Below are 11,159 nucleotides of genomic sequence, written 5' to 3'. Positions count from 1 at the left end.
ATGGACCGCTGGCAGTACCTGATGGTGTTGGGCGCCTGCCTGGTGGTGACCCTGCCCTTGGAGCTCTTCGGCAGGGGCGTCTACCGCCAACCCCGGCGGTTGGCTGCCGCCGTGCTACCCGTCGCGGCTGTCTTCATCGCCTGGGACGCCATCGCCGTCGCCGCCGATGTCTGGTGGTATGACGAGCGCTACCTGGTGGGGCTGGTTGCGCCGGGCGAACTCCCCCTGGAGGAACTGCTGTTCTTCGTGGTGGTTCCGATCTGCGGTCTCCTTACCTACTCCGCAGTGAGCTTCATACTGGCGGTGCTTCGGGCCCTCCTGACGAAAGCGCGGCAACGATGACCGGCCTCGGCTATACGCTTCCCGCCGTGCTCGCCGTGCTCGCGGTGTGCCTGTTGGAGATTGCGGTGTTCCGTACCGGGCTGTTCCGCCGTCCGGCGTACTGGATCTCGATGGTGATCGTCACCGGATTTCAGATTCCGGTCGACGGCTGGCTGACCAAACTCAGCGCACCGATCGTGCTCTACGACAACCGGCAGACCACCGGCATTCGGTTTCCCTGGGATATTCCGATCGAGGACTTTCTGTTCGGATTCGCCATGGTGACAGCGGTATTGATGCTGTGGGAGCGCCGCAAGCCCCGTCCCGCGGCCAAGGAGGTGAAGCAGTGACGATCGACAAACTGCGGCAGACGCTGGCCGGGAAGCCGGGTCTTCACGACGCCCGCGACCTCTCTCGGGTTCCACGGGTGGTCGTCGTGGGGGCCGGAATCGCCGGCCTCGCCGCCGCCGCAGGGCTCAGCGAGCGCGGTGTCGCAGTCGATGTCCTGGAGGAGCGCGACTACCTCGGCGGCCGGGTCGGCGGATGGTCCGACACCCTGGTCGACGGATCGGCAACCGCCATGAACCGGGGGTTTCACGCTTTCTTTCGGCAGTACTACAACCTGCGGTCGCTCCTGCGCCTGGCCGACCCGCATCTGTCCGCTCTGACACCCGTCGCGGACTATCCCTTGATCGATGCGCTCGGCCGGCACGACACGTTCCGCGGACTTCCTCAGGTACCACCGTGGAACGCACTGGCATTCGCGCTGCGAAGTCCGACCTTTCGGCTGCGCGACCTTGTTCGGCTCGATGCCAAGGCCGCCGCGCCACTGGCCACCGCATCGGTACCGCGCACCTACCTCGATCTCGATGACAAGGACGCCGAAACGTTCTTGCAGGAAATCAACTTTCCCGACGCGGCCCGTCATCTGGCGTTCGAGGTGTTCGCACGAAGCTTCTTTGCCAAACCGGAGAAGCTCTCGGCGGCCGAGCTCGTCACGATGTTCCACATCTACTTCCTCGGCTCCAGCGAGGGACTGCTCTTCGATGTCGCCAATGCGAACTTCGATGTCGCACTGTGGAATCCACTGCGCAAGTACCTGGAAGGCAGTGGTGTGCAATTCCACACCGGGCTCCTCGTCGACAATGTCTCGATAGAATCCGAGATACGGGTCAACTGCGGTGGAGACGCCGAATTCGCTGCGGACGCAGTGGTACTCGCGACCGATGTCGACGGGCTGCGGCACATCGTGGCACGCTCGCCGCGACTGGGCGACGAACACTGGCGAAACCAGGTGGCGGCAATGGGCACCGCACCGGAGTTCGTGGTGCTGCGGTTGTGGTTGGACCGTCCGGTGCGCGCCGACCGGGCCGCATTCGTCGGGACCGGTGGACGCCCCCCGCTGGACAACGTCAGCGTTGTGGAACGTTACGAACGCGAGGCCGCGCAATGGGCCGCGCGGACCGGAGGCTCGGTCGTCGAACTGCATGCCTACTCGGTGACCGATTCCGACGACAACGTGCGCAATGCCCTGCTGGCACGCATGCACGAGCTGTATCCCGAAACCATCGGCGCGAAGATCGTTGACGAGCGACTGATTCGCCGCGGCGACTGTCCCCGCTTCGCCCCGGGCGATTTTGTGGGGCGGCCCACTGTCACGACACCGGACCACCGCATGGTCCTGGCGGGTGACGGCATTCGCATCGATCTGCCCGTGGCCCTGATGGAACGGGCCGCGACAACGGGGTGGATGGCAGCCAACCAGCTGCTCGAGGGCTTCGGGCTGGCCGGGCACGCCGTGCACACCGTTCCCAACCACGGCAGATCGGCGGTGCTGCGCCGGTTCGCGGAACACGCACAAGCCCGCCACTGAGGAGGCTGTTCTTTCAGCCGGTCGCCTCTTTCAGCCGGTCTTCGACGCGGCCCCTCTTCGGGCCGAAGTCCTAACCCTGGCGCCCCACACCGGCTCCCTCCAAAAGGGGGATCTGTTCGGCCGACCACGGACTGATCGCCCACCCGGAGTCGGCCACCGCGCGCAGTTGGTGCCATGGCACCCAGACGGATTCCATGATCTCGGCGGGATCGGCATTCACTGTCCCCACGGCACGGCCGCAGAACACCGGGCAGACCTCGTTCTCGACTACGCCGTCGGCGGCGACCGCGTGATAGCGGAAGTCCGGCAGCACGCAACGCAGGTCGGCAATCCCGAGGCCCAACTCCTGGTTCGCGCGGCGGAGCACCGCGTCGGGCACGGCTTCGTCGGGCCCCGGGTGCCCGCAGAAGGAATTCGTCCACACGCCAGGGAAGGTCCGTTTGTCCAGCGCCCTGCGGGTCATCAGCACCCGACCGCCCTCATCGAACAGGTAACACGAGAAGGCCAGGTGAAGCGGTGTCTGACTATGGTGAACCGCCGATTTGAGGGCCGAGCCGATGCTTTGACCAGCCTCATCGAGAAGCACGACCAACTCGGAACTGTTTACCGGACTCATGGACACCACCCGATGATCGGTTGCACGGACAGGAAACGCTGAACTCAGTAAGCGTTTCGGTGCCGAAGCATCGCCGGATTGGTGCAACCGGGAAAATGCCCTCACCGACCAACGGGGAGCCGGCTTCGACGGTCGTCGAACGGCACCTCGGTGAGAAGGTCAGAGGCCCGCGAAGCGCTCCTTGACCGCCTCGGGTGTGAGCCCGTAGTCCTCCAGCGCGTAGGTGTGTTTCGGCGCCCGCGGACCCTTCTTGCTCTCGGCGTCCATCTCTTCCATCGCCGTACGGGCCGCGTCGGTGTACTTCAGTCCGAACTGCCGGTAGATCGCCTCGACGACTGGGAACGGATCCTTGACGAACTCGAAGTAGTCGAGATCGTAGAACTGGGCCGGGTCGTGTTTGGCACGTTCGGCATCGAACAGGCGCAGCCCGCGCGACCACGTCTCCATCGCATCGTCACCGATCACCGCGCCGTTGAAGGTAGTCGACCAGCCCTCGGTGGTGTGCTGGGCCAGCGAGCACATCGAGGCCATGATGGTTTCCGCCGGCCGATGGCATTGCACGATGAGCGCATCGGGGTAGGTCGCGAAGATCGCATCGAGCGCGAAGAGGTGGCTGGGATTCTTCAGCACCCACCGCTTCTCCGGCTCGTTGAGCCCGATCAGCTGCAGATTCTTGCGGTGCCGCCCATAGGCTTTGGTCCAATTCTGGTTGGCCAACCACCGCGAATAGGTGGGCAGGTGCGCCAGGGTCTCATACGACACCGAATGCAACGACTGCCGCAGCAACTGCCAGCATTCCTCGACCTCGTCGGCAGTCATGTAGTGCAGACCGGTGTAATCCGGGTTCTCCTCATGCGCCTTGGCGAACTGCGCGTCCAGCTGCTGGAAGACTGGGTTGTCCTTCCAGGTCTCGCGCGGCGGCCGGGGCTGCGGGAATTCCGCCAGCCACAACTGCAGCCCCTGATGCGCCGGGTCGGCGGTCAGCAGCCGGTGGATCGCGGTGGTGCCCGTGCGGGGCAGGCCGGTGACGAAGATCGGTCGTTTGATCGGCACGTCGACGTGCTGCGGGTACTGCTTGAACGCAGCCTCGGAAACCAGCCTGGCCACCAAAGCATTCCGCACGAAGAACCGGGACATCTTGCTACCGAGTTCGGTCAGGTCGGCATCGTTGCGAAACGATTCGAGCAGAACGCTCAGCGCTTCTTCGTAGTTGTCGTCGTCGACCCCGAAGTCGTCCATCCCCGTGGCCTTGACGGCCGAGGCGCGCACTGCCTCGACTGAGAGAAAGTCCTTCGCGCCCATTATTGTTTCACCTCGCTCGCTCCGGTCCTCGCTCGTCCCTCGCTGCGATCCTCACTCGCTCCCCCCATCAGTTGTGATACTCCCCGCAGTTCACGTCGAGTGTCTGACCGGTGATCCCGTTCGAGAGGTCGCTGGCCATGAAGAGGATGGCCGAGGCCACCTCGTCCTCGGTCGGCAGCCGCTTGAGGTCACTGTTGACCGCGGCCGCCTTATAGATCTCGTCGACGGTGGTGCCGTATTTGGCGGCCTGGTGCTCGAAGTAGCCCTGCAGTGTCCCACCCCAGATGTAACCGGGCAGAACCGAATTCACGCGGATTCCCTGCTCGCCGAGCTCGCTGGCCAATGACTGCGACATCGCCAGCAACGCCGCCTTCGCCATCTTGTAGGCGCCCTGTTTCGGATCGGAATGTCGCACGACCATCGAGTTGACGTTCACCACCGCACCTTTGGACTCGGTGAGCGCAGGGGTGAAGCCCTGGATTAGCCGCAGCGCACCGAGCACGGTGAGCTCGATCGTGTCGCGGATATGGTCGAAACCGGTCTTGGCGAAGGGCTTCATCGACGGCACCCGGAAGGCGTTGTTGATGAGCACGTCGACCTTGCCGTAGGCCTTCAAGGTTTCGGAGATGAGGTTCTCCACCTGCGCTTCGTCGGTGATGTCGGTACCCACCGACACCGCGCGACGACCCAGGTCGGTTATCTGCTTGGCGACGTCGTCGAGGCGTTCGACGGTGCGGGCGGCGAGCACCAGGTCCGCGCCGTTCTCCGCGCATCGGCGTGCCAGCGTCGTGCCAAGCGCGGGTCCGACGCCGCTGATCACGACGACCTTCCCCTCGAGAAGTCCGGCCATAACTATCCCACCATCCGTTCACCAATGAGTTTCTGGCGCAGCGCAATCCGCGCCCGCCAGCCTTCTTCTGAGATCTTGTTGGAGTCGTAGTACGGCAGCACGGCGGCCACCTTGTCGATGTCGACCAGCTCAAGGGTCGGGCCGTCGGCCTCGGTCAGCTCGCGTGACACCCGCTGCCAGCGGAACTGCAGGTAGCCCTTACCGTGGCCGAGGGTCTCCACCCAGTTCGTCACGCCGGGGTTGGCATCGGACACCACGATGCGAATCTTGCCGTCCGGATCCGCCTGTGCCTGAGTGCCATTGAGCGACGTCTGGTGATTGATGTAGTCCAGCGAGATGTACCAGAGACTGCCCAATTGGAAGCCGAGGTAGGGCGCGTCGGTGACCGGCAGCGTGATGACGATCGCCTGCTGCGGTGTCAGGTCGAAATGCCCCACCGACGAGTACTGGGTGGCCAGGCCTCCGGGGGTGAGCCGTGGCGCCGTCAGGGTGTTCACCGGCAGATCGTCGTAGAACCACTTGGGAAACTGCAGCCACGTCTTCACCCGCTGAACGAGCTGCTTTCCTGCAATGGCATAACGCTTTTCGATCAATTCGCGGGTCAACGCGGGCGGGGCGGTCCCCTCGGTGTCGGTGCGGGCGATCGCGAATGATCCGCGCTGCGCCGACCAGTCGTTGTACACCTCGCGGATGACGAGTTGGGCGGGAGTGGCCGGGGTGAATCGCCATTCGAAGGTGCCGTCGGCGGAGATGTCCAGCTTGCGGTCATCGAACGCCGTCTCGCTGTCGGGCACGTTGTCATCGGTGTACTCACCGCCGAGCAGCTGGAAACTCACGTCCGTGGTCGTGCCGCGTCGGCCCGTGACGACGTACTCGTGACCCGGCTGTACGCGGGTGCCGAAATACATCGTGTCGGGGTTGTCGAGACCCATCTTGGTGAATGGCCCGGTTCCGCTGTGCAGGAACGGATGGTCGCGGTCGTAGTCGAAAGCCACGTGGGTGCAGGCCGCGACGCAGCCGGCGAAATATTGCAGGCCCTCGAGGAGATCGGCCTCGGATTCGATGAACGGTGCAGCCAGAATCAGACTCTCGGCTTCGGCAATGGCATCGATCAACGGTTGGCTGTACAGAGTCACTGTCCTCCCATCAAACCAGCACTGTTCCAATAATGGACCGTACTGGTAGAGTTTCCGACCTGACACTAGAACGTGTTCTATTTCGAGTCAATGCGCGCAGAGAGGCGATGCCGGATGACAGAACGGGCCTCGCCGCCGACAGCGCGCGTCGTCGCTATCCTCGATTTCCTCGCCCAGCACCCGCACGACCGGTTCGGTCTCTCTGAATTGGCCCGCCGCCTCGACCTGAGTAAGCCGACCTGCCTGGGCATCCTCACCACGCTGACGGATTCGCGATACCTCGTGCGGGACAGCCAGGACAAGACCTATCGGCTGGGCCCCCGGTTGATCTCACTGGGACACACCACCCAGGAATCGATGCGCGTCAACCCGGCCGCACGGGAGGAGTTACGCCACCTCTCGGCGCTCTGCGACACGCCGGCCGCGCTGTCAGCGGTGATCGACGAGCGCATCACCCTGCTCGAACTGATCGGTCCGCCCGGGACCGACGTCGGAGTCAGGGTCGGGCAGAGCTATCCGTTCGCTCCGCCCGTCGGGCTGATGTTCGTGCTGTGGGACGACGCGGCCCTACACGAATGGCTGGCCAAGGAGCCGACGATTCCGCTGCGCACCGATACCGAGCGGCTGGAACGGGTGATCGCCGAATGCCGGGAGTGCGGTTATCTGGTCGAGCGGCTCACACCGGGCGGGCGGCGGCTGTACGCGCTGATGGCGGGCATGTCGAGCAGCCTGCCCGACGAGCTGCAGGCACTCCTCGGCGAGCTGATCTCCGATATCGGCGAGCGCGTCTATCTGCACAGCGAAGCCGAAACCGGCGACCGGCAACGCCATGATGTCAGCGTGATCTCCGCACCGGTCTACGACCACCACCGGCGTCAGGCGATGGTGGTATCCCTGCAGATCGGGCGCGCCATGACCGACGCCGAGATCGTCGAACAGTCGCGCGCCCTCGTCGCCACCGCCGATGCGCTGACGGCGCAACTCGGCGGGACCAAGCCTGCCGCGTCTTAGACGTCCGCCAGCACCGTCAGCGCGGCAGTCCGCGAGACCTGCATGCCCGCACGACGTCACCGAGGAACTAGCTGGCGGCGGCGAGTGCGAACGGCAGCACGGCAGGTGCGCCGGCCAGCTTGACCACCCGGGCGGCCATCGTGAGTGTCCAGCCGGTATCGACCCTGTCGTCGACCAGCAGCACCGGACCGCCCACCGCGGCAATGGCCGACGAGTCCGGCGGCGACCACGAACCCTCAAGCGCGGCAACACGATACGCGGAATTGGCGGCGGCCACCGGCCGGCGGCCCGGAATGTACTGCAATACACCGAGATCGGTCAGCCGGCCCAACCGGGCCAGTTCACGGGCCAGCGAACCGATCAGGACCGGATGTGTATCCGAATCCATCGCCAGCACCGCGGTCGGACGGATCTCCCAGTCCCAGGAGGCCAAGACCTTTACTGCCGCCTGTACCACTTCGGGTGGCACCTCACCGTCTGGTTCGTCGAGCAGTCGCCGCAGCCGAGGACCCCAGCCCAGGTCGGTGAGGCGTCCGATCGCCCGGCCCGGCGCTGGGCCGTCACCGATGCGGCCACTGAGCACGACACCGAGCTTCGCCAATCCTGACGGCCACTGCTTGCGCGGGGTGATTTCGATGCCGGGCCGCATCAGCCGCTCCTCGGTCAACGCCGCGGCCCCTTCATCCACAGCGGCACTGAAGTGGGCGCCGGCACAGTTGTCGCAGCGGCCGCACCGCTCACCGTTCTTGAGGTCCGGGTCGTCGAGTTGCCTGCGCAGAAACGTCATTCGACACTCGTCGGTGCTCTGGTAGTCGAGCATCGCCTGCTGCTCACGGCGGCGGGCCTCGTCGAGCTTGCGGTAGCGGGCCTCGTCGTAATCCCACGGCTCGCCGGTGCCCACCCAGCCGCCCTTGACCCGCCGCACCGCGCCGTCGACGTCGAGGACCTTCAGCACCATCTCGAGTCGGGTGCGGCCGAGGTCGACCAGCGGCTCCAGCGCGGGGGTCGACTGCGGACGGTCCGGATCGAGTTCGCGAATCACGTTGCGCACCATAGATTCCGATGGGAACGCGACCGATGCGAAGTAGCGCCAGACGTCCTGGTCTTCACGGCCGGGCAACAGCACCACCTCGGCGCTGTCCGTCGAGCGCCCGGCGCGACCGACCTGCTGGTAGTAGGCGATCGGCGACGACGGCGCCCCCAGATGCACGACGAACCCAAGGTCGGGCTTGTCGAAGCCCATCCCGAGCGCCGAGGTGGCGATCAGCGCCTTGACCCGGTTGCCGAGCAGATCAGCCTCGAGTTGTTCTCGCTCAGCGGTTTCCGTCGACCCGGTATAGGCCGCGACCTCGTGCCCGCGCTCGCGTAGCAGCGCCGCCACGTCGTGGGCCTGGGCGACCGTCAACGTGTAGACGATCCCCGAGCCCGGCAAGGCGTCCAGGTGCTCGGCCAGCCATGCCGTGCGCTGCGCACCACCGCCGGCCTGGACCACCGACAATCGCAACGACTCGCGATCCAGCCCGCCGCGCAGCACCAGCGTGTCCCGGCCGCCGACACCCAGTTGCGCTGCAACATCGTCGACCACACGATCGTTGGCGGTAGCTGTGGTCGCCAAAACCGGTACATCCGAACCGAGTTCGGCGATCAGCGTCCGGATCCGACGGTAGTCGGGCCGAAAGTCGTGCCCCCAGTCGGAGACGCAGTGCGCCTCGTCGACAACCACCAGGCCGGCGTCGGCGGCAAGGGCGGGTAACACGGTGTCCCGGAAGTCGGGGTTGTTCAGCCGCTCCGGGCTGACCAACAGCACATCGAGGTCGCCGTTGTTGACCCGCTCGTGGATCTCGTCCCACTCGGTGACATTGCCGGAGTTGATGGTGGCCGCACGGACGCCGGCCCGTTGCGCCGCGGCCACCTGGTTGCGCATCAACGCCAGCAGCGGTGACACGATGACCGTCGCACCATGGCCCCGCTCACGAAGCAGCTTGGCCGAGATGAAATACACCGCCGACTTGCCCCACCCGGTGCGTTGCACGACGAGCGCCTGCCGCCGTTGCACCACGAGTGCCTCGATGGCCGTCCACTGGTCGTCGCGAAGGACCGCAGCGGGCCCGGCCAGCTGTTCGAGGATGGCCTGGGCATGCTCACGGGTCGCCGCCGGCTGGGTCATGCGCACCATCGTGCCCTGTGGCTACGACAGCGCATTTTCTAGAACACGTTCTACCGAGGTCTTCAGTAGGCGTAGGTGTTGGCCGGCTTGTCGATCCGGGTGACATCCGTAACGCCGAACGTGGGGATGAAGCCGTCGTCCGAGTGTGCAGACCCGGTCAGAATCTGGCCACGGATCTGCAGCCACGTGTCGTCCGGGAAACCGGCCGCGGTCGCGGAGGTCGGGCCCGTCAGATGCACTCGCGCCAGTTGGGCGTCGGCCGCGCAGCACACGATGACGACGCGGCCGAGATCGACTCCACCGTCCGGGCGATGCAGGGAGAAACCGGTCAGCGTGATCGTTCGGCCGTCGAGCGAATTGGTGGAATCGGCCGCCGCCCGCATGACCACCTCTGGCAGCGACACCGCCGGCGCGTCGCCGGACGGCAGCGGTGGAAAGGCCCGACGTTGCGGGGCACTGACGGCTGCCTGCGGGCTTGCTCCTTGCGCGCCGAGCGGCGGCGGCACGACGAAAGCGACCATCGCGACCGGGATCAGCAGCAGCCAGACCAACCACGGCCGGTGCCGATGGTCGTGTTCGTGGTCGATATGGCCGCCCGCGTCCCGCAAGTCCCGGACTATCGCCGCCACGCCGAGGGCGATCAGGACCGCGGCCGCCGCAAGCAGCCACGGGAAGAGCGCAGGTCTGACGTAATTCAGATAGGTGCCCTTGACCAGCATCACCATCGTGCTGAGCCCGACCAGCAGGAGTAACAAGTTCTGCGTCACGCGACTCATCCGCCGCTCCCGAGGATGGCCAGTCCGACGAGTGTCGCGATGACCGTGGCGACGACGAACGTCGTGGACCCGAAGCGCACCGCGAACCGCCGCCCGAACATTCCGGCCTGCATCGCCGCCAACTTGACGTCGACCGCGGGGCCGACCACCAGGAACACCAGGCGCGGCACCAGCGGCAGCATCGTCAGGCTCGCCGCGACGAAGGCGTCGGCCTCCGAACACAACGCCAGCACGACCGCCAGTAGGGCCATCGTCACCACTCCGACGACGAGGTTGCCCGCGAGGTGCTCGAACACCCAGGCGGGGACGAGCACATGCAGCGCCGCAGCGGCCGCGGCTCCGACGACGAGATAGGCCGCTGCCTGCAGAAAGTCGTGGCGTGCCGCTTCGCTGAACACCGTCCAGCGTGAGGATCCCTCGGCGGGCGGGTCAGGCAGTGTTCGGGTGACCCACTCGTCTCGGCCGAACCGCGACCAGAGCAGCCCCATCACCACGGCCGTGACCAGCGACGCGACGCAGCGTGCCAGGACCATCGCAGGCTGGCCAGGGAATGCGACCGCGGTGGCGACGAGCACGACGGGGTTGATCGCGGGCGCGGACAGCATGAACGTCAGCGCGGCGGCGCCGCGCGTGCCCGGTCCGAACAGCCTGCGGGCCACCGGAACCGAGCCGCATTCACAGCCGGGCAACGCGGCGCCACCGATACCGGCCACCGCGACGGCCAAAATCGGATTGCTGGGCATCCACCGCGAGAGCCGTTCGGCGGTCACGAAGGCGGCGATCAGACCGCTGACCACGACACCGAGCACCAGGAACGGCAATGCCTGGACGAAGACGCCGCAGAACACGGTGGCGGCCGTGCTCAGGTCCGGCCGGGCGGCGACGAAGGCGCTGATCGCGCCCGCGGACATTGCCAACGCGAGCAGGCCCAGCAGCAGGACCTCGAGAGAACCGACCCGTCGCCGTCGATCGGTAGGCGGTGCGGTCACGGACCTATCCTGCCCGCCCCCACTGTGAGTTTGGCGGTGTGTTTGGCAGGAAATGCGTGGTGGGTTTCAGGCTCGGTTAGGAGGTGGTGGCGGCTTGTTGTTCGCGTTTGATTTCCAG

The 11,159-nt window shown here is 65.9% G+C and carries 11 protein-coding genes; 4 read left to right on the top strand and 7 right to left on the bottom strand.

Annotated features, from left to right (window positions below):
- Genes H7J73_RS32845 through H7J73_RS32835 form a run of 3 tightly spaced genes read left to right on the top strand, consistent with a single transcriptional unit; the run spans position 1 to position 2,194 of the window.
- Positions 1-342, top strand: a complete 342-nt coding sequence (locus H7J73_RS32845; RefSeq protein ID WP_264072040.1) for a lycopene cyclase domain-containing protein — start codon at positions 1-3, stop codon at positions 340-342.
- Positions 339-671, top strand: coding sequence for a lycopene cyclase domain-containing protein (locus tag H7J73_RS32840; protein WP_264072039.1), 333 nt, complete (start codon positions 339-341; stop codon positions 669-671). The genes H7J73_RS32845 and H7J73_RS32840 overlap by 4 nt, the downstream gene beginning before the upstream one ends.
- Positions 668-2,194, top strand: coding sequence for an FAD-dependent oxidoreductase (locus H7J73_RS32835; RefSeq protein WP_264072038.1), 1,527 nt, complete (start codon positions 668-670; stop codon positions 2,192-2,194). Before H7J73_RS32840 ends, H7J73_RS32835 begins: the two co-directional genes overlap by 4 nt.
- 70 nt (positions 2,195-2,264) lie before the next feature.
- Here the strand turns inward: H7J73_RS32835 and idi are convergent, their stop codons facing one another.
- From idi to H7J73_RS32815, 4 genes are all read right to left on the bottom strand, one after another.
- Positions 2,265-2,810, bottom strand: coding sequence for an isopentenyl-diphosphate Delta-isomerase (gene idi, locus H7J73_RS32830; RefSeq protein ID WP_264072037.1), 546 nt, complete (start codon positions 2,808-2,810; stop codon positions 2,265-2,267).
- 159 nt (positions 2,811-2,969) lie between these two features.
- Entirely contained in the window at positions 2,970-4,112 is a 1,143-nt protein-coding gene (locus H7J73_RS32825) for a sulfotransferase family protein (protein WP_264072035.1), read from the bottom strand.
- Positions 4,113-4,179: 67 nt separating this feature from the next.
- Positions 4,180-4,962: an SDR family oxidoreductase gene (locus H7J73_RS32820; protein ID WP_264072034.1), complete on the bottom strand. Its 783-nt coding sequence runs from the start codon at positions 4,960-4,962 to the stop codon at positions 4,180-4,182.
- A 2-nt stretch (positions 4,963-4,964) separates the two neighbouring features.
- Positions 4,965-6,092: a hypothetical protein gene (locus H7J73_RS32815; RefSeq protein WP_264072110.1), complete on the bottom strand. Its 1,128-nt coding sequence runs from the start codon at positions 6,090-6,092 to the stop codon at positions 4,965-4,967.
- A 120-nt stretch (positions 6,093-6,212) separates the two neighbouring features.
- Between H7J73_RS32815 and H7J73_RS32810 the strand changes: the two genes are divergently transcribed.
- Positions 6,213-7,109 carry an IclR family transcriptional regulator gene (locus H7J73_RS32810; RefSeq protein WP_264072033.1) on the top strand — a complete coding sequence of 299 codons (897 nt, stop codon included), beginning with the start codon at positions 6,213-6,215 and terminating at the stop codon, positions 7,107-7,109.
- A gap of 67 nt (positions 7,110-7,176) precedes the next feature.
- Here H7J73_RS32810 and H7J73_RS32805 read toward each other — a convergent pair whose 3' ends face one another.
- The 3 genes from H7J73_RS32805 to H7J73_RS32795 all read right to left on the bottom strand — a co-directional run bounded on the left by H7J73_RS32805 (position 7,177) and on the right by H7J73_RS32795 (position 10,963).
- Positions 7,177-9,276 carry a RecQ family ATP-dependent DNA helicase gene (locus H7J73_RS32805; protein WP_264072032.1) on the bottom strand — a complete coding sequence of 700 codons (2,100 nt, stop codon included), beginning with the start codon at positions 9,274-9,276 and terminating at the stop codon, positions 7,177-7,179.
- A gap of 62 nt (positions 9,277-9,338) precedes the next feature.
- Positions 9,339-10,052: a TIGR03943 family putative permease subunit gene (locus tag H7J73_RS32800; RefSeq protein ID WP_264072031.1), complete on the bottom strand. Its 714-nt coding sequence runs from the start codon at positions 10,050-10,052 to the stop codon at positions 9,339-9,341.
- Positions 10,049-10,963, bottom strand: a complete 915-nt coding sequence (locus H7J73_RS32795; RefSeq protein ID WP_435405626.1) for a permease — start codon at positions 10,961-10,963, stop codon at positions 10,049-10,051. The genes H7J73_RS32800 and H7J73_RS32795 overlap by 4 nt, the downstream gene beginning before the upstream one ends.
- Positions 10,964-11,159 lie beyond the last annotated feature (196 nt).

It is taken from the genome of Mycolicibacterium komossense (assembly GCF_025822605.1).
GTDB lineage: Bacteria > Actinomycetota > Actinomycetes > Mycobacteriales > Mycobacteriaceae > Mycobacterium > Mycobacterium komossense.
Note: the sequence above shows the minus strand (reverse complement) of the source record. Positions and strands in the feature narration are given on the sequence as shown.

What these genes read in the sequence shown, in the direction of transcription:
- H7J73_RS32795 (WP_435405626.1), bottom strand. Translation starts at nt 10,963, where the DNA reads ATGTCCGCGGGCGCGATCAGCGCCTTCGTCGCCGCCCGGCCGGACCTG.
- H7J73_RS32840 (WP_264072039.1), top strand. Translation starts at nt 339, where the DNA reads ATGACCGGCCTCGGCTATACGCTTCCCGCCGTGCTCGCCGTGCTCGCG.
- H7J73_RS32845 (WP_264072040.1), top strand. Translation starts at nt 1, where the DNA reads ATGGACCGCTGGCAGTACCTGATGGTGTTGGGCGCCTGCCTGGTGGTG.
- H7J73_RS32825 (WP_264072035.1), bottom strand. Translation starts at nt 4,112, where the DNA reads ATGGGCGCGAAGGACTTTCTCTCAGTCGAGGCAGTGCGCGCCTCGGCC.
- idi (WP_264072037.1), bottom strand. Translation starts at nt 2,810, where the DNA reads ATGAGTCCGGTAAACAGTTCCGAGTTGGTCGTGCTTCTCGATGAGGCT.
- H7J73_RS32810 (WP_264072033.1), top strand. Translation starts at nt 6,213, where the DNA reads ATGACAGAACGGGCCTCGCCGCCGACAGCGCGCGTCGTCGCTATCCTC.
- H7J73_RS32805 (WP_264072032.1), bottom strand. Translation starts at nt 9,276, where the DNA reads ATGACCCAGCCGGCGGCGACCCGTGAGCATGCCCAGGCCATCCTCGAA.
- H7J73_RS32820 (WP_264072034.1), bottom strand. Translation starts at nt 4,962, where the DNA reads ATGGCCGGACTTCTCGAGGGGAAGGTCGTCGTGATCAGCGGCGTCGGA.
- H7J73_RS32800 (WP_264072031.1), bottom strand. Translation starts at nt 10,052, where the DNA reads ATGAGTCGCGTGACGCAGAACTTGTTACTCCTGCTGGTCGGGCTCAGC.